Raw genomic sequence first — 22,627 nt, 5'->3', positions numbered from 1 at the left:
AGCCGCCCGGGGCGTGCCGCGACCGCGCCACCTCCCCATCGCCACAGCACAGAGCCCTCCGGTCCGAGGACCGGAGGGCTCTGTCGGAGCGCTCGACTCAGCGAGCGCCGAAGTTCTTGAAGCGCTGGTTGAACTTCTCCACGCGGCCGGCGGAGTCCATGATGCGCTGCTTGCCCGTGTAGAACGGGTGCGAGGCCGAGGAGATCTCGACGTCGATGACGGGGTACTCGACGCCGTCGAGCTCGATCGTCTTGTCGCTCGAGACCGTCGACCGGGTCAGGAACGTCTCGCCGGAGCCGAGGTCGCGGAAGACCACGGCGCGGTAGTCGGGGTGGATGTCAGTCTTCATAGTGGGATCCTTAAAGGGATGGCGTCCCTGCCAAGAACCAGGGACCAAGTCCGCGGTGCGAGTGCACCAAGGAGCGATTCTATCAGGCCGACGCCCGCGCGGCGTACCGTCCGCCGTTCTCCGTGAGCTCGATCGGCACCCCGAAGGTCTCCGTCAGCGCCTCGGCCGTCAGCGTCTCGGCGAGGGGGCCGGAGGCGACCACGCCGCCCTCGCGCAGCAGCAGCACGTGGGTGAACCCGACGGGGATCTCCTCGACGTGGTGAGTCACCATGACCATCGCGGGCGTCGTGGGGGCCTTCGCATAGTTGCCGAGCAGCGTCAGCAGCTCCTCGCGGGCGCCCAGGTCGAGGCTCGCCGTCGGCTCGTCGAGCAGCAGCAGCTCCGGGTCGGTCATCACGGCCCGGGCGATCTGCACTCGCTTCTGCTCGCCGTCCGAGAGCGTGCCGAACGTGCGATCGGCGAGGTGCTCGAGCTTCCACTCCGCGAGGACCCGCAGCGCACGCCGCTCGTCGACGCGGTCGTACTCCTCGTGCCAGCGGCCGAGGACCGAGAATGCGGCGGTGAGCACGACATCCAGGACCGTCTCCTCGGGCGGCACGCGGCGGGCCATGGAGGACGAGGCGAGACCCACACGCGGGCGGAGCTCGAAGACATCCGTGCGCCCGAGCGGCTCCCCCAGGATCGTCACGGTTCCCGAGGTGGGGTGGTCCAGCGTCGCGGCGAGCTGCAGCAGCGTGGTCTTGCCGGCGCCGTTGGCGCCGAGCACGACCCATCGCTGATCGTCCTCCACGCGCCAGTCGACGTGGGAGACGATGTCCCGGGCGTTGCGGCGGACGACGACGTCGGACAGATCGAGGACCTCGGGCATGGCCTCTAGCCTAGCCGCCGGTCCCGGAGTTCACGGTGTGAGGACGGACCGGTAGAGCGCCTCGGTCTCGGCCGCGATCGCGGCCCAGCTGAAGGTGCTCGCCGCGCGCTCACGCCCGGCCCTGCCGTATGCCGCGGCCCGCTCCGGGTCGCTCACGACCTCGGTGAGCACGCGCGCGAGATCCGCGACGTAGCGCTCGGCGTCGAGCGGCGTGCCGGTGCCGTCCTGGGCCTGCTCGATCGGCACGAGCCAGCCGGTCTCGCCGTCGACCACGACCTCGGGGATGCCGCCGGTCGCGGTGCCGACGACCGCTGCGCCGCACGCCATGGCCTCGAGGTTGACGATCCCGAGCGGCTCGTAGATCGACGGGCACACGAACGTCGTCGCGGCCGTGAGGATCGCGCTCAGCTCCGCCCGCGGCAGCATCCGCTCGATCCACACCACGCCGTCGCGCGACTCCTGCAGCTCGCGCACGAGCCCTTCGACCTCCGCGAGGATCTCGGGCGTGTCGGGGGCGCCGGCGCACAGCACGAGCTGCACGTCGGCGGGCAGCAGGCGCGCGGCCCGGAGCAGATACGGCAGCCCCTTCTGGCGGGTGATGCGCCCGACGAACACGACGGAGGGGCGAGCGGGGTCGATCCCGTGCTCGGCGAGCACCGTGTGATCCGTGACCGGATGCCAGGCCTCGACATCGATGCCGTTGTAGATCACGTGGACCTTCGCGGGGTCGAGCGCGGGATAGCTGCGCAGGATGTCGGCGCGCATCCCCCCGCTGACGGCGATGACGGCCGCCGCCGACTCGTATGCCGTGCGCTCGATGTAGCTGGAGACGGCGTAGCCGCCGCCGAGCTGCTCGGCCTTCCACGGGCGCAACGGCTCGAGGCTGTGCGCCGTCACGACATGCGGGATCCCGTGCAGGAGCGAGGCGAGATGGCCGGCGAAGTTCGCGTACCAGGTGTGGCTGTGCACGACATCGGCGCCGGCGACATCCGAGACGATCTCCAGATCCGTGCCGAGCGTCTGGATCGCGCCGTTCGCCCCGGCCAGCTCCGCCGGCACGACGTAGGAGGTCGTGCCCTCCTCGGTGCGCTCAGCGCCGAAGGCGCGCACGCGCACCTCGATGCGCTGCCGCAGCGCCTTGACGAGCTCGGCGGCGTGCACGCCGGCCCCGCCGTAGATCTCCGGCGGATACTCCCTGGTGACGATGTCGACGCGCATGTCATGGACGCTAGTACAGGCGGTGGGTGCGGCATAGTCTGGTCCCATGCCGGCAACACCCAAGGTCTTCGGGATCATCCTCGCCGGGGGCGAGGGCAAACGACTCATGCCTCTGACCGCCGATCGAGCGAAGCCGGCGGTCCCCTTCGGTGGGCAGTACCGGCTGATCGACTTCGCGATCTCGAACCTCATCAACTCGGGCCTCAGGCAGATCGTCGTCCTGACGCAGTACAAGTCGCACAGCCTGGACCGGCACATCTCGCAGACCTGGCGGATGTCGGCGCTGCTGGACTCCTATGTCGCCTCGGTCCCCGCGCAGCAGCGCCTGGGCAAGCGCTGGTTCTCCGGCTCGGCGGACGCGATCTTGCAGAGCCTCAACCTCATCAACGACGAGAAGCCCGACATCGTCGTCGTGATCGGTGCCGACCACGTCTACCGGATGGACTTCCGTCAGATGCTCGAGGCCCACATCGACTCGGATGCGAGCGCCACCGTGGCCGGCATCCGTCAGCCGCTCGCGCTCGCGAACCAGTTCGGCGTCATCGATGTCGGCGCCGACGACCCCACGCGCATCCGCGAGTTCCTGGAGAAGCCGCAGCAGGCGGAGGGTCTCGCCGACTCGCCCGACGAGGTGCTGGCGTCCATGGGCAACTACATCTTCAACACCGACGCGCTCATCGAGGCGGTCGAGACGGACGGCGAGCTGCCCACCTCGAACCACGACATGGGCGGCGACATCGTGCCCTACTTCGTGGCGCGGGGCGAAGCGGGCGTGTACGACATGAAACGCAACGACGTGCCCGGTTCGAACGACCGCGACCGTTCGTACTGGCGCGATGTGGGAACGATCGACTCGTTCTTCGACGCGCACATGGATCTGATCTCGACCCTGCCCATCTTCAACCTCTACAACATGCAGTGGCCGATCCACTCGCAGCTGGTGAACTCGCCGCCGGCGAAGTTCGTGCGTGACGCGGTGGGACGCATCGGCAACACGATCGACTCGATCGTCTCGCTCGGCTCGGTGCTCTCCGGGACCCACCTCGAGCGCAGCGTCGTGGGTCCGTGGACGCTCGCCGGCGGCGGATCGACCGTGACGGACTCCGTGCTGTTCGATCGCATCCGCATCGGGGCCGGCGCCCGCATCCATCGCGCCATCATCGACAAGAACGTCGTCCTCGCCGACGGTGCGACGGTCGGCGTCGACCGGGAACGCGACCTCGCCCGCGGGTTCACCGTGACCGACTCCGGCATCACAGTCGTGGGGAAGGGTGTTCGCGTCGAGCCCTGATGCGGCTCAGACGCCGGTGCGCACGAACGGGTCGAGGCTGATCCCCTGATCGAGGATGCGGCGGGACCACTCGCGCGCCGAATGCAGGCTGTGGTCGCGGTAGTTGCCGCAGCTGAAGGCGTCGACGCCGGGGACGTCCTCCCAGGTGACCTCCTCGGCGATCGCGCGCAGGCTGTCGGCGACGGCCGGGACCACGTCATCGATCATCGGCTCGCCCCACATGATCAGGTGGAAGCCGGTGCGGCAGCCGAACGGCGAGATGTCGATGACGCCGTCGATCCGGTCGCGCAGGAGGCTTGCGAGCAGGTGCTCGATCGTGTGCAGCCCCGCCGTCGGGATCTCGCCCTCGTTCGGCTGGACGAATCGGACGTCGAAGTTGGAGATGGCGTCGCCCTTCGGACCGCGTTCGACGCCGATGAGGCGCACGTACGGGGCGAGGACAGCGGTGTGGTCGAGCGTGAAGCTCTCGACGTCGGCCATGGGGTTCCCTTCTCGGCGGTGGCGATTGCCGCATCCATCATCGCGCGTGCGGAGCTGGTCGGGGGCCGTGTGACGTCCCGGTAGCCTCGGAGGGTGGCTGCCCGCTTGCTCGTCGTGCTCGATGCCGACTCCACCCTGATCCGCAACGAGGTCATCGAACTGCTCGCCGACGAGGCCGGCCGCGGCGCGGAGGTGGCTGCGGCGACGGAGGCCGCGATGCGCGGCGAGGTCGATTTCGCCGCGAGCCTGCGGAGCCGGGTGGCCGCGCTCGCGGGCGTTCCCGTGACCGCCTTCGCCCGGGTCCTGGAGCGTATCGAGCCGACGCCGGGCGTGACCGAGCTGGTGGACGCCGTTCACACGCGCGGCGGGGTCGTCGCCGTCGTGTCGGGCGGGTTCCACGAGATCCTCGACACGGTGGCGCCGCGGCTGGGCGTCGACGTCTGGAGGGCGAATCGGCTGCGGGTGTCCGACGGCGTCCTGACCGGCGAGGTGGACGGCGACATCGTGGATGCCGAGGCGAAGGCCTCCGCTCTCCGTTCCTGGGCCGCCGAGCTCGGTGTGCCGGAGGGCGCCACGCTGGCGATCGGGGACGGCGCGAACGATCTGAGGATGATGGCGGCCGCGTCGCTCGGGCTCGCGTTCAACGCGAAGCCGGCCGTGCGGCGTCAGGCGGACCTCGTCGTCGGCTCCGTCGATCTGTCGCAGGTGATCCCGCTCCTGCCCTGAGCCGCGGGAACGCCCCTCGTCCGCTCCTGCGCGCGCGATTCGCGGGACGGGGCATCGGACGGGGGTCACCGGCGGGGGTCGCCCAGCGGAGGCCGGCTCGACGATCATCGATGCGGGCGACGCCGCGTCGCGCGACGGTCAGTGGCCCATGCCGAGGCCGCCGTCGACGGGGATGACGGCTCCCGAGATGTACGCAGCGTCGTCGGAGGCGAGCCAGGTCACGACGCCCGCGACCTCGTCCGGGGTGGCGAAACGTCCGGCCGGGATGCTCCGCTTGTACTCCGCCTGCGTCTCAGCCGGAAGCTCCGCCGTCATGTCCGTCTCGATGAACCCGGGTGCGACGACGTTGGTGGTGATCCCCCGAGCCCCCAGCTCGCGGGTCAGCGAACGGGCGAACCCGACGAGCGCGCTCTTCGAGCTCGCATAGTTCACCTGGCCCGCGGAGCCATAGAGGCCGACGACGCTCGAGATCAGGATGACGCGACCCCAGCGCGCCTTCAGCAGCCCCTTGGCGGCCCGCTTGACCACGCGGAACGTCCCGCCGAGATTGGTTGAGACGACGTCGTCGAAGTCCGACTCTGTCATGCGCAGGAGCAGCGTGTCCTTCGTGATCCCGGCGTTCGCGACCAGGATCTGGACCGGACCCAGCTCCGCCTCGACCCGGGCGAACGCGGCGTCCACCTCGGCGGCGTCCGTGACATCCGCTCGCACGGTCAGCGTTCCCGCGGGGCCCTCACCCGACCGGGCCGTCACCGCGACGCGGTAGCCGGCCGTGACGAAGCGCTCGGCGATGGCGCGGCCGATGCCGCGATTGCCGCCGGTGACGAGGACGACGCGATCGGTGGACATGACAGCTCCTTGCGTGGCGGGCGTGACGGACGGACTCCAACCGCACAGCTTACGTCAGGGGGTCCACCGGCCTCGGAATGACACCGCCGGATTGACAGTGTGCCCGCCTGGCTGAAAACCTGGGAGCTGGCCGAGAAGAGAGGCGTTCCCATGAGCGACCAGCCCCCCCAGAACCCCGAACCGCAGTACTCCGCGCCGCAGCCGCCGGCCCCCGGCGCCTATCCGCCGCCCGCCGCCCCCGCCTACGGCGCTCCGGTCTACGGCGCGGCCCCCGTGTCGCAGAAGACCAACGTGATGGCGATCCTCTCGCTCGTGTTCGCGTTCGTGTTCGCGATCCTCGGCGTCGTGTTCGGGCACATCGCGCTCGGACAGATCAAGCGCACCGGCGAGCAGGGTCGTGGCCTCGCCATCGCCGGCCTGGTGATCGGCTACATCGCGATCGCGTTCTGGGTCATCTACATCATCGCCCTCATCGTGATCGCCATCACGGTCGGGTCGTCGTCCTACTACTCGTACTGATGAGCAACGACGCCACTCCAGAGAGCGGACCGGCCGTCCCGCCGCCCTACGAGCCGCCCGCGGCTCCGCCCGGCTACGGCGCGGCCGCCGCTCCGGCAGCGGCTCCCGCGTACGGCGCGCCGGCTGTGCCCGCGCCCGCCCAGCCCCCCGCGTATGCGCCCGCGCCGGCCTATCCGCAGGCACCGGCATACGGACAGCCGCCCGCCTATCCCGCGGTGCCCAGCTACGGCTATCCCGCTCCCCCGCCCGGACCGAAGACGAACATCATGGCGATCCTGTCGCTCGTGTTCGCGTTCGTCTTCTCGATCCTCGGGATCGTCTTCGGGCACATCGCGCTCAGCCAGATCAAGCGCACGGGCGAGGACGGCCGTGGTCTCGCGGTCGCCGGCCTCGTCATCGGCTACGTCGTCTGCGGCCTCAGCCTGCTGTTCGTCGTGTTCTACGTGGTCTTCATCGTCCTCATCATCGGTGCGGCCGCGTCGAGCGGGTACTACTACTCGTCGTGACGCGCTTCGCGGTGTCCCCAGGCGTAGGCTGGGGGCACCGTGAAGACCACTCCCCGGACTCCGTCCGCGACATCCCTGCCCCGCGCTCCGCGCGACGAGGCTCGCAGTCGTGTCACGAAGTACATGGTGATGATGGCCATCCGTGTCGTCTGCTTCGGGCTGATGGTCCTGGTGACCCCCTACGGCTGGTACACCTGGGTGTTCGCGGCCGGCGCTGTCTTCCTCCCGTACATCGCCGTGGTCATCGCGAACGTCGGCGAGGATGTCGTGGACACGGCGGCCGAGAGCCCCGAGCGCACGCTCGCGGCCCCCAAGCCGACCGAGGCGGAGGCGCCGCCGCCGGCGGCGACGCCCACCGTGATCCGCATCGCAGAGTCGCCCCGGCCGGAGCAGTCGGACTCGGAGCGATGAGCGACCCGCAGTGCTCCCGCGCCGGATGTCGCGCGGCGGCGACCGCGCGCATCGACTGGCGTAACCCCCGTATCCACACGGGCGAGCGTCGCAAGACCTGGCTCGCCTGCGACGAGCACCTTCCGTTCCTCCGCGACTATCTCACGAGCCGCGGCTTCCCCGTGACGACCGACAGCTTCCTCGGCGAGGCGGCCTCGTGAGCCGGGGGTCGTCGCCGCTCCTGCGATGGGCGGCCTACATCGCGATCGCGATCGCCTTCGCGGTCGCCTGTGCCTTCCTCTCGCACTGGCAGTTCAGCCGCAACGCAGACCGTTCCGCTCAGCTGTCGCTCGTCAAGGCGAACTACGACGCCCCGCCGGTGCCGCTGTCCACCGCGCTCCCGGGCCTCACCGACTTCGACGGCGGCTACGAGTGGCACCCGGTCGTCCTCCACGGCACCTATCTCACCGACGAGCAGCTCGTGGCCCGCAACCGTCCCCACGGCGGTACATCCGCCTTCGAGGTGCTCACTCCGCTCAAGCTCGACGACGGCCGGATCTTCATCGTCGATCGCGGCTGGGTGCCCGCGGCGGACCGCGGGGACGGCCCGTCGGCGATTCCGGCGCCGCCCGCCGGCGACGTCGAGGTGGTGGTGCGCCTGCGTCCCGGCGAGGCGCTGCCGTCGTCGGGGCGGAGCGCCCCGCCGGGCCAGGTGCCCACGATCAACCTGCCCTTCGTCGCGGAGAGCACCGGAGCGCAGACCGTCACCGGCGCATATGGCGTGCTCGTGAGCGAGACGCCCGCGGTGTCGGACATGCCGAATGCGCTGGACGCTCCCTCCAACGACCCGGGCCCGTTCCTGTCCTACGCGGTGCAGTGGATCCTGTTCGCGATCATGGGCTTCGTCTTCATCTGGTACGTGATCCGCTCCGAGCGGCGCCACCGTCGTGAGGCGGACGACGAGGACGCGAGCGAGACCCCGTCACCGCGCCGTCCGCTCTTCGCCCGACGCGAGGACCGCGACATGACCGACGAGGATGCGCTGCTGGACCGCTCGGTGCGCTGACGCCGACGAGATCGGGCCGACGGCGGCGCCGCGCGGCGTCACGCGAGCGTGATCAGATCGATGTAGTCGCGTCCCCAGATGTCCTCGACGCCGTCGGGGAGGATGAGGACGCGCTCCGGGTTGAGCGCCTCCACCGCCCCTTCGTCGTGCGAGACGAGGACGACGGAGCCCTCGTAGTGTGCGAGGGCTCCGAGGATCTCGTCGCGCGAGGCCGGATCGAGGTTGTTGGTCGGCTCGTCGAGGAGCAGCACGTTCGCGCTCGAGACCACGAGCGTCGCCAGCGACAGGCGTGTCTTCTCGCCGCCGGACAGCACACCCGCGGGCTTGAGCACGTCGTCGCCCGTGAAGAGGAACGACCCCAGCACCTTGCGCGCTTCCGTCGCGTTCAGATCGGGCGCGGCCGACATCATGTTGTCCAGGACGGAGCGGGACGTGTCGAGGTTCTCGTGCTCCTGGGCGTAGTAGCCGATCTTCAGCCCGTGCCCGGGCTCGATCTGGCCGGTGTCGGGCTTGTCGACGCCCGCCAGCATCCGCAGCAGCGTCGTCTTGCCCGCGCCGTTGAGGCCCAGCACGACCACCTTCGACCCGCGATCGATCGCGAGGTCGACATCCGTGAAGATCTCGAGCGAGCCGTACGACTTGCTGAGCCCGGTCGCCCGCAGCGGCGTCTTGCCGCACGGAGCCGGCTTGGGGAACCGCAGCTTCGCGACCCTGTCGTCCTGGCGGACCTCGTCGAGTCCGGCCAGCAGCTTCTCGGCACGGGCGACCATCTGGTGCGCGGCCGCGGCCTTGGTGGCCTTCGCGCCGAAGCGGGCGGCCTGCTGCTGGAGTGCCGTCGCCTTCTTCTCGGCGTTGGCGCGCTCCTTCTTGCGGCGCTCCTCGTCGGCGACGCGCTGGCGCTGGTAGTGCTTCCAGCCCATGTTGTAGACGTCGATGACCTGACGGTTCGCGTCGAGGTAGAAGACGCGGTTGACGGTCTCGCCCACGAGCTCCACATCGTGGCTGATGACGATCAGGCCGCCCTTGTAGCCCTTGAGGAACTCGCGCAGCCACACGACCGAGTCGGCGTCGAGATGGTTGGTCGGCTCGTCGAGGATCATGGTCTGCGCATCCGAGAACAGGATGCGGGCGAGCTCGATCCGGCGGCGCTGCCCACCCGAGAGCGTCTTGAGCGGCTGATCCAGGATCCGATCCGGCAGGGACAGGTTGTGGGCGATCGAGGCCGCCTCGGCCTCGGCGGCGTAGCCGCCCAGCGCTTCGAACCGCTCCGTGAGGTTGCCGTACCGACGCATGGCGGCCGCCGCGGTGTCGGGGTCATCGTCGGCCATCGCCAGTGAGGCCTCGTGCATGCCGAGAGCGAGCGTGCCGAGGCCGCGCGCGTCGAGGATGCGCGTGCGCGCGAGCATCTCCGGGTCGCCGGAACGAGGGTCCTGCGGAAGGTAGCCGAGCTCGCCGGTGCGCTCGACGGAGCCGTTGCTGGCGAGAAGATCACCCGCGAGGACCTTCGTCAACGTCGTCTTGCCGGCACCGTTTCGGCCCACGAGTCCGACCTTGTCGCCATTCCCGACCCGGAACGACACGTCCTGCATGAGCACGCGGGCGCCCACGCGGATCTCGAGATCGTGCACGGCGAGCACAGCAGACGTCCGTTCTTCGTGGGGTGAGGCGGCCGAGCGGCCGACTTCCCAGTCTACCGGGGGTCAAGGTATGCACGATCTCCACAGCGGATCGCCGAATCCTCGGTCGATGTCGTCCAATCACCGCGACCCGGCTGCCCCTAGGCTGAGTCGCAGATGCCGCGCCGACCGGTGCGGTCCCGTCACGCTCAAGGAGTCCGATGTCGTCCTTTGCCTCCGCACTTCCCCGGCGCCGCGTGCTCGCCGATCTCATCGCCCGACCGTCGTCCCGCGCGCTCGCCCTGGCGGTCGACGCCGGCGTGGTCGTCGCGGGCACGATCTTCGTCGCTCTGCTCGCGCAGGTGACGATCCCGCTTCCGATCGTCCCCATCACCGGGCAGACGCTCGCCGTGCTCGTCGTGGGCGCCTCGCTCGGCGCGGTGCGCGCCGCATCCGCCCTCCTGCTCTACGCGTTCGTCGGCGTCGTCGGCCTCCCGGTGTTCTCCGAGGGGGCGTCCGGTCCGGGCGTCCTCTTCGGCTCCACCGGCGGCTTCATCGTCGGCTTCATCGTCTCCGCGGCGCTCGTCGGCTGGATGTCGGAGCGTCAGTGGGACCGGCGGTTCGTCAAGGCGCTCGTGACCTTCGTGGTCGGCACGGTCGTGACGTTCGCCGTCGGCCTGCCGTGGCTGTTCGTGTGGTTCTCCGCGATCGGCGCCGAGACCTACACGGCGTGGGGCTATGCGACCGCGCTGCAGGGCACGATCGAGTCGGGACTGCTTCCGTTCATCCTGCCGGGCGTCGTGAAGGCCGTGATCGCTGCGGCGCTCATCCCGGGCGCGTGGGCGCTCGTTCGCGCGCTGGACACCCGCAAGGGACGCTGACCGCATCACGCGCAGCAAGACGGAAGCCCGGTGGAGCGATCCACCGGGCTTCCGTCTTGCTGCGGCGAAGGGGTCAGGCCTTGGCCTTCGCGGTCGCCTGCGCGAGCTGGTCGACGAGCGTGGGCAGGATGTAGGGCAGTGTCAGGGCGGTGGGCGAGACGGCGTCGCTGTCGACGTTGCCGACGATCGAGGCGACCGCCCCCTTCTTGACCGCGGGGATCGCCGTGGTCCGTGCCGAGGTCAGGAAGGTGTTCAGCGCTGCGTCATCGGCGGCGTAGACGAAGATCACGTCCGCGTCGATCCGGTCGAGGTTCTCGGCGCTGACCGTCGTGTAGAACGTGGCGGACCCGTTGTCGAGCGCCGTCACCGAGGGGGCGCTCGTGAAGCCGAGATCCTCGAGGAGCTCGACGCGGGCGTCGGCCGGGAGGTAGAGGTAGAACGTGTCGATCGTGTCGGATGCGAACGCGATGGTCGTGCCCGCGAACTCGGGGTGTGCCGCCGCTGCGGCGGCGACCTGGCCGTTGAGGTCGTCGATGAGCGTCGTCGCCTGGGAGTCGAGGCCGAGCGCCTTTCCGGTGTCGGTGATGACCTCGCGCCACGGAGTAGACCAGGTGGCCTTCGCCGGTGCCACGACCGGCACCCCCGCCGCGGTGACCTTGTCGTACTCGTCCTGCGTCAGCCCCGAGTACGGCGCGATGAGCACGTCCGGGTCGGTCGCCAGCAACTGCTCGATGGGAAGCTCGTCGCTCGTGCTCTTGAGGATCGTCGGCGGCGTGCCGCCGACCTTGTCGATCGCCGCCTGCATCCACGGCGTCACGCCGGTGTCCGGAGCGCCGTAGGTGTCGGCGGGGATCGCGACGGGCATCACGCCCAGCGCGAGCACCGCGTCGGCGGACCCCCATCCCCAGGTCGCGACGCGCTCGGGGCGGTGGTCGATCGTGGTCTGGCCGTACATGTGGGTGAAGGTCACCGCGCCGCCGCTGTTCGTGTCGGAGGCGCCGGTTGCGGGCGTGCCCGCGGCGCAACCCGAGAGCGCGAGCGCCCCCGCGAGTGCGAGCGCCGCGGCGCGCCACCGGAAGGAGATTCGGGACATGCTGTGTGCCTTTCTTCTGTGGAGGTTCTCACCCACGGTCCCTGGGGGCGTGCGCGCCGCCAGGGACCGGGATGACGAGGGGGGTCTGGGTGAGCGGATCCGGGGTGACGAGGGCGTCGAGCGCGAACGCCTCGGCGACGACGTCGCGGGTCAGCACGTCCGTCGGAGTGCCCTGTGCGAGCGCGCGTCCGCCCTTCATCACGATGAGCTCGTCCGCGTATCGCGCAGCGAGGTTGAGCTCGTGCAGCACCGCGATGATGGTGGTGCCGCTGGTGTGGTTGAGCTCGCGCAGGAGATCGAGCACCTCGATCTGATGGCTCAGGTCGAGGAACGTCGTCGGCTCGTCCAAGAGCAGGATGCGGGGCTCCTGAGCGAGCGCCATCGCGATCCACACCCGCTGTCGCTGGCCGCCGGACAGGTCGCCGACCGGGCGGTCGGCGAGAGCTGCGACGCCGGTCGTCGTCATCGCCGCGTCGACGCTCGCACTGTCCGCCGTGCTCCAGCGCTGGAACACGCCGCGGTGCGGATGGCGTCCGCGGGACACGAGCTCCGCGACCGTGAGCCCGTCCGGCGCCGTCGGCTGTTGCGGGAGCAGGCCGACCTGTCGGGCGAAGCGACGTCGAGGGAGGGAGGCGACATCATCGCCATCCAGCGAGACATGTCCGGCCGTCGGCGTGAGAACGCGGGCGAGGGTGCTCAGCAGGGTCGACTTGCCGCACGCGTTCGCGCCGATGATCGCGGTCATGCGCCCCGGCGCGAACGAGAGATCGAGCCCGTCGATCACGGTTCGCCCCGCATACCCTGCGGAGATGCCGTGCACGGCCAGCCGTGGCGATGAGGTGTCGGTCACAGCGTGCGTCCTTTCGAGGCGGAGAGCAGCCAGAGGAGGAAGACCGCGCCGATGGCGCCCGTCACCACGCCGACCGGCACGGAGCGGCCCGGGATGGCGAACTGGGCGACGAGGTCGGCGGAGGCCAGCAGCACCGCGCCGATGCCCGCGCTCGTGCCGACGGCGATCCCGCCATGGCCGATCAACGGGCGCGCGATGGCCGGTGCGCACAGCGCGATGAAGGAGATCGGTCCGGTGAACGCGCAGGTCACCGCGACCAGCAGAACCGCCGCGCCCACCGTCAGGAGGCGCACCCTGCCGGTGCGCACGCCGAGCGATATGGCCGTCGCCGTGCCCAGCTGGGTGATCGGCAGCCATCGCGCGCAGAGCACCACGATCGGCAGTGCGGCGACGGCGACGAGCGCGACCGTCACGATGCTCGCCCAGGTCGTGGCCGAGAGGCTTCCGGTGAGCCACACGAGCGCGTCCTGGGCGAGCTGGAGCTGCGCCCGGACGAGGAGGAAGCTCGTGACCGACACCGAGAGGAAGGACACGCCGATGCCGGCGAGGATCAGGCGATAGCCGCCGTCCACGCGGCGGTGGCCGGCCAGGAGGAGGAACGCCGCCACCCCCACCCCTCCGGCGAACGCCGCGAACGCGAGTCCGGGCCCGGTGAGCCGCCACACGACCATCGCGAGCACGGCCGCGGCGCCGGCGCCCCCGCTGACGCCGAGCAGGTCGGGACTCGCGAGCGGGTTGCGCAGGAGGGTCTGCAGGAGCGCTCCCGCGACCGCGAGACAGGCGCCGACGAGCAGAGCCATCAGCAGGCGCGGGAGTCGCACCTGGAACACGACGTAGGACTGGATGCGCTCGCCTCCGCCCCACAGGGTGCGCCAGAGATCGGCCGGCGGCAGCGGGTAGTCGCCCAGCGACAACGACGCGGCGGCCACGACGGCGCCGAGCAGCAGCACGCCGGAGACGACGAGGAGACGTCGGCGGCGCGCGCGGCCGCGCACCGCGTCGAGCGAGCCGGATGCCGACGACGTCCATGCCGCCGCGCCCGCCGTCGAGACGGACGGAGCGTCGGCGTTCACAGCAGCACCCTTCCGCGCCGCAGGACGAGCCAGATGAGCAACGGTGCGCCCACGAACGCGACCACGACTCCCGCCTGTACCTCGCCGGGCGGGGCGATGATCCGGCCGACGACGTCGGCGCACACGAGGAGCGCGGCGCCGGCCGGGATCGCCGTCAGCATGAGCCACCTGTGGTCCGTGCCGACGAGAGGTCGCAACACGTGCGGCACCACGAGGCCGACGAACACGATGGGACCGGCGATGGCGGTCGCCCCTCCGCACAGCAGCACGGTGGCGAGGATGCCGAGGGCCCGCGTGCGTCGTACGTGGTGGCCGAGGGCGATCGCGCTCTCTTCCCCGAGCGCGAGGAGGTCGAGTCCTCGGGCGCAGAGGAACGCGATCACCGCGCCCGCAGCGACCGGCACGGCCACCACCGCGACCGCATCCAGCCCGCGGGCCGTCAGCCCGCCGACCTGCCAGTACCGGTAGACGTCGAAGGTCAGCACGGAGGTCGTGAGGATCAGGGTCGCGACCGCGGTCAGTCCCGCCGTCATGGCGGCGCCCGTGAGGGCCAGCTTCGCGGGGTTGGTCCCGTCGGGCCCGCGCGTGCCGACGACGGCGACCGCCACGGCGGCGATGGCGGCGCCCGCGAAGGCGAACCAGACGAAGGCGCCCGGGTTCGTCAGACCGAACAGTGTGATCGCGGTGAGGACCGCGACAGAGGCTCCGGCGTTGATGCCGAGGAGACCGGGATCGGCGAGCGGGTTACGGGTCAGCCCCTGCATCAGAGTGCCGGCGAGTGCCAGGGCTGCTCCGGCGACGAGTCCGATCACGGTGCGCGGCACGCGCTGCGTGAGGACGACCACGTGGTCGTTCGAGGCGGGGTCGAACCGCACGAGCGCGTCGATCACGACCGCGGGCGGGATGGGGCGCGCGCCGACCATGAGCCCGAGCAGCGTGGCGGCGGCGAGCAGGAGGACGGCGAGGACGAGGACGAGCCGCGCCCGGCGGAGCCGAGTCGCGCCCGTCATTCCATACGTTCCGACTGCCCCGCTCGCCAGTAGCCCATGAACGCGACCCGCTTCCGATCGACGCCGTGTCCCTGCACGAGCAGGCGACGCAGCGTCTTGACGGTTCCGGACTCCCCCGCGATCCAGGCGTAGAACTCGCCCTCGGCGTCCTGCGGGCTGTCCCAGAGCAGCTCCGCGTCGACGTCGATGTCCTCGAGCACCTGGGGTCGCGGCGCCGCCGCGGCGGAGAGGACGTCGCCGGCCGACCGCGTCCACGCGGTGACGGCCGCGATCAGCCCTTCTCCGCAGGGACGTTGCTCGCGTGCGACCCAGTGCACGCGAGCGTGCGGGGCGCCGATCGCCAGGGCATCGGCGGCCGAGGGGACCTCGATGAAGGCGTCGACGTCCGTCTGGGGGTCGAGGCTCTCGAGGATCGCGCCGATCGCCGGCGCCGCGGTCTCGTCACCGGCGAGCAGCAGCCGGCGTGCCGTGCCGGGGTGCCAGTCGTAGCCGCCGCCTCCGTCGACGCCGCCGCGCACGTCGGGACCGACGAGCAGCAGCTCCTGCCCCGCAGCGGCGTTCGCCGCCCAGGCGCCCGCCGGGCCCTCGTCGCCGTGGACGACGAAGTCGACGTCGACGAGGTTGAGCAACGGGTCGACGCCGCGCACGGTGTAGGTGCGGAACGGATTGCGCTCCGCGGTGGGCAGCGCTCGCCAGCGGTCGTACCAGTCGGAACTTTCGCTGTGCTGCCCGACGTCGGAGAACGAGCCGTCGGCGAACGGAAGCACGACCTTGATGCGCTGATCCGGACCTCCGACGCGGAAGTGCTCGAAGCCCTCGCCGCCGAAGGTGATGCGCACGAAGTGCGGGCTGAGTCGCCGCACGCGCTCGACGCGAGCGAGATAGGGGCGGTAGGCGGGCCGGGCGGCACGAACGGTCGTCACCGAATGAGGATAGCCTTACCTGACAAGGACTTCAATCCGACGGACGGCCTCGGTCAGCACCTCGGGCGCGCAGCCGACGTTGATCCGCACATGACCCTCTCCGCCCGGGCCGAACCGGGGACCGTGGTGCAGCGCCACCCTGCCCTCGCGGAGGATCCTGGTCGCCGGGTCGTCGCCCCAGCCGAGCGCGGAGAGATCCACCCACGCGAGGTAGCCGGCATCCGGGATCCGGAACCGTGCGCCGGGAATGCGGTCCGCGAGGAGATCGGCCAGCAGTGCGTGGTTCGCGGTGATCGCCGCCCGCAGCCGGTCGAGCCACTCGTCGCTCGCCGGCGAGAACGCGGCGGTGCCCGCCAGCGCCCCGAACAGGCCCGTGCGCCACTCGACCTCGTCGGGAAGCGACGAGACGACCGCGGTGGTCGCGTCATCCGCCGTGATGATCAAGGCGCACTTGAGACCCGCGAGGTTGAACGCCTTGCTGGCGGAGGTCACGGCGTATCCGACCCGAGCCGCGATCTCGGAAGCGGACAGGAAGGGGGTGAAGTCGCGGCCCGCGAGCGGCGCGTGGATCTCGTCGCTGATCACGACGGCGCCGTGTCGGTGCGCGATGTCGGCGAGCTCACGCAGCACGGTCTGCGCGTGCACCGTCCCGGTGGGGTTGTGCGGATTGCACAGCAGCAGGGCGCGGGCACCCGCCGCGAACGCCCGTTCGATGCCCGCGAGGTCGAGGGCGGGCGCGTCGTCGAGCCCCACGAGGGGAACCGAGACGGTCTCCGCGCCCGCCTCGGCGACGCAGTCGAAGAACGGCGGGTACACGGGCGGGGTGACGACGACCCGGTCGCCCGGGCGCGTGAGGCGGCGCAGCAGCTCGACGACGCCCATCATCACGTCGCCCGTCGAGCGGATGCGACGCGCGTCCACGTCCCACCCGAACCGTCGTGCCGCGAAGCCCGCGTAGGCGGCGCGGATCCCGGGGTCGGACGGGGTGTACCCGGTGTCGCCGCGGGCGACCGCCTCCGCGAGCACGTCGTGGACCGCCGGTGCGAGGGGGAAGTCGGTCTCCGCGACGAACAGCGGCAGCACGTCCTCCGGGTAGGCGCGCCACTTCACGCTCCGACGCCTGCGGAGCTCCTCGAGCGGCAGTGCCTGCAGCGGCTGCGGCATCCCGATCAGATGGCGAAGCCGAGCGCGCGCATCATGTCGCGACCGTCGTCGGTGATGCGCTCCGGTCCCCACGGCGGCATCCACACCCAGTTGATGCGGAACCGCTCGACGACCTCATCGAGGGCCTGAGCCGTCTGCTCCTCCAGGACATCGGTCAGCGGGCAGCCGGCCGAGGTGAGCGTCATGTGGATGACGAGAGCGTCGTTCTCGTCATCCCAGGCGAGGTCGTAGATGAGGCCGAGGTCGACGACATTGATCCCGAGCTCGGGATCCATGACGTCCTTGAGGGCTTCGGTGACCTCGTCGTACTTCTCCGGCGTGAGCGTCGCTGGCATGGCCGGAGTCTACGCGTCGATCGCGGCGTCGGAGGGGAGGAATCGGTCGTATCCCTCGTTCTCCAACTGCTCGGCCAGCTCGGGTCCGCCCTCCTCGACGATCCGGCCCTTGACCATGACGTGCACGAAGTCGGGTCGGATGTAGCGCAGGATGCGGGTGTAATGCGTGATGAGCAGGACGCCCAGATCGGTCTCGGACTTCGCGCGGTTCACGCCCTCCGAGACGATCTTGAGAGCATCGACGTCGAGGCCGGAGTCGGTCTCGTCGAGCACGGCGATCTGCGGTTTGAGCAGCTCCAGCTGGAGGATCTCGTGGCGCTTCTTCTCACCTCCGGAGAAGCCCTCGTTCACGTTGCGCTGCGCGAACTTCGGGTCCATCCGGAGGTTGCTCATCGCGGCCTTGACGTCCTTCGTCCAGCTGCGGATGGCCGGCGCCTCACCGTCGATCGCGGTCTTCGCGGTCCGGAGGAAGTTCGTCACGGTGACGCCGGGGATCTCCACCGGGTACTGCATGGCGAGGAAGAGACCGGCCCGTGCGCGCTCGTCGACGCTCATCGCGAGCACGTCGTCGCCGTCGAGCGTGATGGTGCCGCCGGTGACGGTGTACTTCGGGTGCCCGGCGATCGTGTACGCGAGCGTCGACTTGCCCGAGCCGTTCGGGCCCATGATGGCGTGCGTCTCACCCGTGCGGACGGTCAGATCGAGGCCGTTCAGGATGGGCGTCGTGCCCTCCTCGGTCTCGACCGTGACGTGCAGGTCGTGGATCTCGAGAACAGACATTCAGACTTCCTTCTTCAGAGCGGGGTCGATGAGCACGTCGTCTCCGTCGATCGTGACGACGAAGACCGGGACGGGCTCATAAGCGGGGAGATTGAGGGGCTTGCCGGTGCGGAGGGAGAACGCCGAGCCATGGGCCCAGCACTCGAGGGTGTCGCCCTCGACGAAGCCGTCGGACAGCGAGATGTCGCCGTGGGTGCACACGTCTCCGATCGCGTGCACCTCGCCGCTCGAGTCGAGCACGAGCGCGATCGCCACGCCGTCCACCTCGACGCGGCGCGCCTCGTCCTGGACGAGATCGGACAGCGCGCATACGCGCGTGGCGCTCATCGGGCGGCCCCGGCGGCGAGCTCGGCCTCGATCCGCGTGACGAGACGCTCCGCGAGATCGTCCACACCGATCTTCTGGACGATCTCCATGAGGAAGCCCAGCACGACGAGTCGTCGCGCCTCCTCCTCGGCGATCCCCCGAGCCTGCAGGTAGAAGAGCTGCTCGTCGTCGAACCGGCCGGTCGCGCTCGCGTGGCCGGCGCCTTGGATGTCGCCGGTCTCGATCTCGAGGTTCGGGATCGAGTCGGCGCGGGCGCCCTCGGTGAGCACGAGATTGCGGTTGGCCTCGTACGAGTCGGTGCCGACCGCATCCGGGCCGATCAGGACGTCGCCGATCCAGACGGTGTGCGCCGACGCGCCCTGGAGCGCCCCCTTGTAGAGGACGTCACCGACCGTGTGGGGTCCCTTGTGGTGGAGGTAGACCTGGCTCTCCAGGTGCTGCCCGGCGTCGGCGAAGGCGAGCCCGTACAGCTCTCCCCTGGCGCCCGCGCCCGCGAGCTCGACGCTCGGGTTGACGCGGACGACCCCGCCGCCGAAGCTGACCACGACGTGGCGGAGGGTCGCGTCCTTCGCCACGCGCGCCTGGTGGGCCGAGAGATGGATCGCGTCGTCCTCCCACTCCTGCACGCTCACGAGCGTCAGGTGGGCCCCATCGCGGACGACGATCTCGACGTTCTGCGCGTGCTGCGCGGAGCCGCGGTGGCGGAGCACGACCACGCCCCGCGACTGAGGCGCCGCCTCGATCACGACGTGTGCATGGGCCACGCCGCCGTTTCCGGTGAGGGTGACGACCACGGGCTCGTCGAGCTCGACCCCTGCCGGGATCCGCAGCAGCGGTGCCTCGGACTCCTGGTGCCAGGCGATCGCGCTGGTCACGTCCTCGGGCGTGAAGACCTCGCCGCGCGGGGCGGCATCCGGACGCAGACGCGTCTGCTCGACGACGTCGGGCGCGCTGACCTCGACCGAGATCACGCCGTGCGGGGCGGGCTCGTCGACGAACAGCGCGGCGAGCCGCTCCACGGGCGTGTGCTTCCAGTTGACCTCGCGGCCGGTCGGCGCGCCGAAGTCCGCCGGGTCGAACGACGTCTGCCGCTCCGAACGGGTCTGCACCGGCACGAAGGCGGAGGCAGGGTCGATGTGGCCCTTCTCGGCGGTGCCGGGGGCCGTTGTGGTCGCGCTCATCAGCCGACGGATCCTTCCATGCCCATCTCGATGAGCTTGTTGAGTTCGAGGGCGTACTCCATCGGCAGCTCCCGAGCGATCGGCTCGATGAAGCCGCGAACGATCATCGCCATCGCCTCGTCCTCGGCGAGGCCGCGGCTCATCAGATAGAAGAGCTGCTCCTCGCTGACCTTCGAGACGGTCGCCTCGTGGCCCAGCTGGACATCGTCCACGCGGATGTCGATCGCGGGGTAGGTGTCCGACCGCGAGATCGTGTCGACCAGGAGCGCATCGCAGCGCACGGTGTTGGCGGAGTGGTGCGCGTTCGCGTCGACGCGGACCTCGCCGCGGTAGCCGGCGCGGCCGCCGCCGCGCGCGATCGACTTCGAGACGATCGACGACTGCGTGTACGGGGCCATGTGGATCATCTTGGCGCCGGCGTCCTGGTGCTGGCCGGGGCCGGCGAACGCGACCGAGAGCGTCTCGCCCTTCGCGTGCTCGCCCATCAGGTAGATCGACGGGTACTTCATCGTCACCTTGGAGCCGATGTTGCCGTCCACCCACTCCATCGTCGCGCCCTCGTGCGCGATCGCGCGCTTGGTCACGAGGTTGTACACGTTGTTGGACCAGTTCTGGATCGTCGTGTAGCGCACGCGGGCGTTCTTCTTCACGACGATCTCGACCACGGCGGAGTGCAGCGAGTCGCTCTTGTAGATCGGCGCCGTGCAGCCCTCGATGTAGTGCACGTAGCTGTCCTCGTCCGCGATGATGAGCGTCCGCTCGAACTGGCCCATGTTCTCCGTGTTGATGCGGAAGTAGGCCTGCAGCGGGATGTCGACGTGCACGCCCTTCGGCACGTACACGAACGATCCGCCCGACCAGACGGCCGTGTTGAGGGCGGCGAACTTGTTGTCTCCGGCGGGGATGACCGTGCCGAAGTACTCCTCGAAGAACTCCGGGTGCTCCTTGAGCGCCGTGTCGGTGTCCATGAAGATGACGCCCTGGCGCTCGAGGTCCTCCTGGATCTGGTGGTAGACCACCTCGGACTCGTACTGCGCGGCGACGCCGGCGACCAGCCGCGCCCGCTCCGCCTCGGGGATGCCGAGCCGCTCATACGTGTTGCGGATGTCCTCGGGCAGCTCCTCCCAGGAGCCGGCCTGCTTCTCGGTCGAGCGGACGAAGTACTTGATGTTCTCGAAGTCGATGTCGCTGAGATCGGCGCCCCACGTCGGCATCGGCTTGCGCCCGAAGAGCTGGTAGCCCTTCAGACGGTTCTTCAGCATCCATTCCGGCTCGGCCTTCAGAGCCGAGATGTCGCGCACGACGGCCTCCGACAGGCCGCGCTTCGCGCTGGCTCCCGCCGCATCGGGGTCGTGCCACCCGAACTCGTAGACGCCAAGGCCCTCGAGCTCAGGACGATCGATCAGCACATCGGACATGGTGTGTCACTCTCCTCATGGGGCCCAACGGTGTCATCCGTTCCGGTGTTCCGTGACCCTCGTGGGAGTTCGCGAGGGGGAACGCCGCTTCCAGGCCCGGATCATCCGGCGTGTGCGCCGCCTAGACTGTCGGAGGCGGCGCTGGTGCGTCGCATCCCGAACCCCTCGATTCTACAGGTTTCCCTCCGGCCGCGGGCCGGACGGCGCGCTCCGAGGGCCGAGGGAGGACGCATTCAGGAGGATCCCCCATGTCCGTGCCCCCCACCGGCAGACTTCTCCGCCCGGTCGCCTGGCTGAACTTCCTCGGCAACGTCGCGATCATCGGCACCGGAGGTGCGGTGCGACTGACCGATTCCGGCCTCGGCTGCCCGACCTGGCCGACGTGCACGGCGGGGTCCATCGTGCCCACTCCGGCACTCGTCGACGACAACTTCCACTCCCTGATCGAGTTCGGCAACCGGCTCATGAGCCCCGTGCTCGGGATCCTCGCCCTTCTCCTGCTCGTGCTCGTATGGCGGCTGCGGCGAGAACGGCGCGACCTCTTCATCCTGTCGTGGGTCGTCATGGGCGGGATCATCGCGCAGGCGATCGTCGGCGGGATCACGGTGTGGACGGGGCTGAACCCGTTCATCGTCGGCTTCCACTACGTGGCCTCGCTCCTGCTGGTGTGCGTCACCGCCGCGATCCTCGTGCGGCTCGCGTCCGTACCCGGGCCGCGTGTGCGGGCCGTGCCTGCCTGGTACGCGATCCTCACCCACGTGACGACGCTCGTGCTCGCCGTCACGATCGTCTTCGGCGTGCTGACCACGGGGGCCGGTCCGCACTCCGGCGACGACGCCGCGGCGCGCAACGGCTTCGACGCCCAGGTGCTGGAGCACGTGCACGCCTGGCCGGGATACGCGCTGTTCGTGCTGACGGTCGTCCTGACGGTCGTCGCGTGGATGCGGCGGCTGCCCACCCGCGCATGGATCACCGCGCTGCTGGCCATCGAGCTCGTCCAGATCGCGCTCGGGCTCTACCAGGCGCGCAACGGTGTCCCGCCGCTGGCCGTCGGGGCTCACATGATCCTCGCCGCACTGACCGCCGCGGCGATGACCGTCGTGGTGCTGCGCCTGAAGGCGACGCCGGCGGACACGCCGCCCGCGACGGCGGCCAGCCCCGTTTCCTCAGCAAACGCATAGCCGACGCAGAAGTGCTGCCGGGGCGCGCCCGGCAGGGTGGCGGGGGTGCGGCAATCCGTGCCGCGCATTCGAGGAGTGACCCCCACATGAACACTGCCCCCCGCCTGTCCCGCAGCTTCCCGTTCTGGCTGCTGCTGGTCGGCTCCCTCGCGAGCCTCGGCTATGGCGTCTGGCTGACGATCGACAAGCTGACCACGATGACGAGCACCTTGAAGGACGGCTCCGCCACCGGTGTGGAGGTGTACGCGGGTCAGTCCTGGGCCGTGTTCGCCGCCGCCTTCGTCGGTGCCGGACTCGTCGGGCTCGTCGTCGTGCTCGGTCTCGTGGTAGCGGCATCCTTCGTCGCGCGGCCCGTCGCGGTCGTCGAGGCGATCGACTGGACCCAGGAGCCCGCCGGCGACACCGCGGTGACGCCGGTCGCCCCGGACACGACGGCTGTGCCGGTCGCATCGGCCGCCGCGGACGAGGAGAAGCCGTCGGATGAGGTCGCCGAGGCGAAGCCGTCGGACGAGACGGCGACGCCCGCGCGCTGA

The 22,627-nt window shown here is 70.3% G+C and carries 27 protein-coding genes; 10 read left to right on the top strand and 17 right to left on the bottom strand.

Annotated elements, in window-relative coordinates; translation table 11 throughout:
- Positions 1 to 97: 97 nt before the first annotated feature.
- From QE381_RS02850 to glgA, 3 genes are all read right to left on the bottom strand, one after another.
- Complete coding sequence (locus QE381_RS02850; RefSeq protein ID WP_307215332.1) at positions 98 to 349, bottom strand: type B 50S ribosomal protein L31; 252 nt, start codon at positions 347 to 349, stop codon at positions 98 to 100.
- Positions 350 to 431: 82 nt separating this feature from the next.
- A complete protein-coding gene (locus QE381_RS02845) occupies positions 432 to 1,217 on the bottom strand; it encodes an ABC transporter ATP-binding protein (RefSeq protein ID WP_307215330.1) in 786 nt (261 codons plus the stop codon).
- 30 nt (positions 1,218 to 1,247) lie between these two features.
- Entirely contained in the window at positions 1,248 to 2,435 is a 1,188-nt protein-coding gene (gene glgA / locus QE381_RS02840) for a glycogen synthase (RefSeq protein WP_307215328.1), read from the bottom strand.
- Positions 2,436 to 2,481: 46 nt separating this feature from the next.
- On the opposite strand from glgA, the gene glgC reads away from it, so the two are divergent.
- Positions 2,482 to 3,726, top strand: a complete 1,245-nt coding sequence (gene glgC, locus QE381_RS02835) for a glucose-1-phosphate adenylyltransferase (RefSeq protein WP_307215326.1) — start codon at positions 2,482 to 2,484, stop codon at positions 3,724 to 3,726.
- Between the two features lie 6 nt (positions 3,727 to 3,732).
- Here the strand turns inward: glgC and QE381_RS02830 are convergent, their stop codons facing one another.
- Entirely contained in the window at positions 3,733 to 4,206 is a 474-nt protein-coding gene (locus tag QE381_RS02830; RefSeq protein ID WP_307215324.1) for an S-ribosylhomocysteine lyase, read from the bottom strand.
- A gap of 93 nt (positions 4,207 to 4,299) precedes the next feature.
- On the opposite strand from QE381_RS02830, the gene serB reads away from it, so the two are divergent.
- Entirely contained in the window at positions 4,300 to 4,932 is a 633-nt protein-coding gene (gene serB / locus QE381_RS02825) for a phosphoserine phosphatase SerB (protein ID WP_307215321.1), read from the top strand.
- Positions 4,933 to 5,070: 138 nt separating this feature from the next.
- On the opposite strand, the gene fabG is transcribed toward serB, so the two are convergent.
- Positions 5,071 to 5,781 (bottom strand): 3-oxoacyl-ACP reductase FabG, encoded by a 711-nt coding sequence (fabG, locus tag QE381_RS02820; protein ID WP_307215320.1) that lies wholly within the window; start codon positions 5,779 to 5,781, stop codon positions 5,071 to 5,073.
- A gap of 150 nt (positions 5,782 to 5,931) precedes the next feature.
- Between fabG and QE381_RS02815 the strand changes: the two genes are divergently transcribed.
- Genes QE381_RS02815 through QE381_RS02795 form a run of 5 tightly spaced genes read left to right on the top strand, consistent with a single transcriptional unit; the run spans position 5,932 to position 8,262 of the window.
- Positions 5,932 to 6,300: a DUF4190 domain-containing protein gene (locus QE381_RS02815; protein ID WP_307215319.1), complete on the top strand. Its 369-nt coding sequence runs from the start codon at positions 5,932 to 5,934 to the stop codon at positions 6,298 to 6,300.
- Positions 6,300 to 6,806 (top strand): DUF4190 domain-containing protein, encoded by a 507-nt coding sequence (locus tag QE381_RS02810; RefSeq protein ID WP_307215318.1) that lies wholly within the window; start codon positions 6,300 to 6,302, stop codon positions 6,804 to 6,806. The genes QE381_RS02815 and QE381_RS02810 overlap by 1 nt, the downstream gene beginning before the upstream one ends.
- A gap of 39 nt (positions 6,807 to 6,845) precedes the next feature.
- Complete coding sequence (locus tag QE381_RS02805; RefSeq protein ID WP_307215316.1) at positions 6,846 to 7,217, top strand: DUF3099 domain-containing protein; 372 nt, start codon at positions 6,846 to 6,848, stop codon at positions 7,215 to 7,217.
- Positions 7,214 to 7,417: a hypothetical protein gene (locus QE381_RS02800; RefSeq protein WP_307215315.1), complete on the top strand. Its 204-nt coding sequence runs from the start codon at positions 7,214 to 7,216 to the stop codon at positions 7,415 to 7,417. The genes QE381_RS02805 and QE381_RS02800 overlap by 4 nt, the downstream gene beginning before the upstream one ends.
- Positions 7,414 to 8,262: an SURF1 family protein gene (locus QE381_RS02795; protein WP_307215313.1), complete on the top strand. Its 849-nt coding sequence runs from the start codon at positions 7,414 to 7,416 to the stop codon at positions 8,260 to 8,262. Before QE381_RS02800 ends, QE381_RS02795 begins: the two co-directional genes overlap by 4 nt.
- Positions 8,263 to 8,300: 38 nt before the next feature.
- On the opposite strand, the gene abc-f is transcribed toward QE381_RS02795, so the two are convergent.
- Positions 8,301 to 9,899: a ribosomal protection-like ABC-F family protein gene (gene abc-f / locus QE381_RS02790; RefSeq protein ID WP_307215311.1), complete on the bottom strand. Its 1,599-nt coding sequence runs from the start codon at positions 9,897 to 9,899 to the stop codon at positions 8,301 to 8,303.
- A gap of 200 nt (positions 9,900 to 10,099) precedes the next feature.
- Between abc-f and QE381_RS02785 the strand changes: the two genes are divergently transcribed.
- Entirely contained in the window at positions 10,100 to 10,759 is a 660-nt protein-coding gene (locus tag QE381_RS02785; RefSeq protein ID WP_307215309.1) for a biotin transporter BioY, read from the top strand.
- Positions 10,760 to 10,832: 73 nt separating this feature from the next.
- Here QE381_RS02785 and QE381_RS02780 read toward each other — a convergent pair whose 3' ends face one another.
- From QE381_RS02780 to sufB, 11 genes are read right to left on the bottom strand one after another with little or no spacing between them, the layout of a single operon-like run.
- On the bottom strand, positions 10,833 to 11,852 hold the full coding sequence (locus tag QE381_RS02780; protein ID WP_307215307.1) for an ABC transporter substrate-binding protein: 1,020 nt from the start codon (positions 11,850 to 11,852) through the stop codon (positions 10,833 to 10,835).
- A gap of 28 nt (positions 11,853 to 11,880) precedes the next feature.
- A complete protein-coding gene (locus QE381_RS02775) occupies positions 11,881 to 12,702 on the bottom strand; it encodes an ABC transporter ATP-binding protein (RefSeq protein WP_307215305.1) in 822 nt (273 codons plus the stop codon).
- A complete protein-coding gene (locus QE381_RS02770; protein WP_307215303.1) occupies positions 12,699 to 13,775 on the bottom strand; it encodes an iron chelate uptake ABC transporter family permease subunit in 1,077 nt (358 codons plus the stop codon). The genes QE381_RS02775 and QE381_RS02770 overlap by 4 nt, the downstream gene beginning before the upstream one ends.
- On the bottom strand, positions 13,772 to 14,785 hold the full coding sequence (locus QE381_RS02765) for an iron ABC transporter permease (RefSeq protein WP_307215301.1): 1,014 nt from the start codon (positions 14,783 to 14,785) through the stop codon (positions 13,772 to 13,774). The genes QE381_RS02770 and QE381_RS02765 overlap by 4 nt, the downstream gene beginning before the upstream one ends.
- Positions 14,782 to 15,708, bottom strand: coding sequence for a siderophore-interacting protein (locus QE381_RS02760; protein ID WP_307215299.1), 927 nt, complete (start codon positions 15,706 to 15,708; stop codon positions 14,782 to 14,784). Before QE381_RS02760 ends, QE381_RS02765 begins: the two co-directional genes overlap by 4 nt.
- A 15-nt stretch (positions 15,709 to 15,723) precedes the next feature.
- Positions 15,724 to 16,872: a MalY/PatB family protein gene (locus QE381_RS02755; RefSeq protein ID WP_307215297.1), complete on the bottom strand. Its 1,149-nt coding sequence runs from the start codon at positions 16,870 to 16,872 to the stop codon at positions 15,724 to 15,726.
- Positions 16,873 to 16,877: 5 nt separating this feature from the next.
- Positions 16,878 to 17,207 (bottom strand): metal-sulfur cluster assembly factor, encoded by a 330-nt coding sequence (locus QE381_RS02750; RefSeq protein WP_307215295.1) that lies wholly within the window; start codon positions 17,205 to 17,207, stop codon positions 16,878 to 16,880.
- 9 nt (positions 17,208 to 17,216) lie between these two features.
- The gene (gene sufC / locus QE381_RS02745; RefSeq protein WP_307215293.1) at positions 17,217 to 17,987 is read right to left on the bottom strand and encodes a Fe-S cluster assembly ATPase SufC; all 771 of its coding nucleotides are present in this window, start codon (positions 17,985 to 17,987) and stop codon (positions 17,217 to 17,219) included.
- Positions 17,988 to 18,314, bottom strand: a complete 327-nt coding sequence (locus tag QE381_RS02740) for a non-heme iron oxygenase ferredoxin subunit (protein WP_307215291.1) — start codon at positions 18,312 to 18,314, stop codon at positions 17,988 to 17,990. It lies immediately after the preceding gene.
- Positions 18,311 to 19,495: a Fe-S cluster assembly protein SufD gene (gene sufD / locus QE381_RS02735; protein ID WP_307215289.1), complete on the bottom strand. Its 1,185-nt coding sequence runs from the start codon at positions 19,493 to 19,495 to the stop codon at positions 18,311 to 18,313. The genes QE381_RS02740 and sufD overlap by 4 nt, the downstream gene beginning before the upstream one ends.
- Positions 19,495 to 20,913, bottom strand: coding sequence for a Fe-S cluster assembly protein SufB (sufB, locus tag QE381_RS02730; RefSeq protein ID WP_307215287.1), 1,419 nt, complete (start codon positions 20,911 to 20,913; stop codon positions 19,495 to 19,497). The genes sufD and sufB overlap by 1 nt, the downstream gene beginning before the upstream one ends.
- Before the next feature lie 248 nt (positions 20,914 to 21,161).
- On the opposite strand from sufB, the gene QE381_RS02725 reads away from it, so the two are divergent.
- Positions 21,162 to 22,094 (top strand): heme A synthase, encoded by a 933-nt coding sequence (locus QE381_RS02725; RefSeq protein ID WP_307215285.1) that lies wholly within the window; start codon positions 21,162 to 21,164, stop codon positions 22,092 to 22,094.
- 86 nt (positions 22,095 to 22,180) lie between these two features.
- The gene (locus tag QE381_RS02720; RefSeq protein ID WP_307215283.1) at positions 22,181 to 22,627 is read left to right on the top strand and encodes a hypothetical protein; all 447 of its coding nucleotides are present in this window, start codon (positions 22,181 to 22,183) and stop codon (positions 22,625 to 22,627) included.

It is taken from the genome of Microbacterium sp. SORGH_AS_0888 (genome assembly GCF_030818905.1).
In the GTDB taxonomy this organism is placed as follows: Bacteria; Actinomycetota; Actinomycetes; order Actinomycetales; family Microbacteriaceae; genus Microbacterium.
The sequence above is the reverse complement of the archived record's forward strand: the minus strand, read 5'-3'. Positions and strand labels throughout refer to the sequence as shown.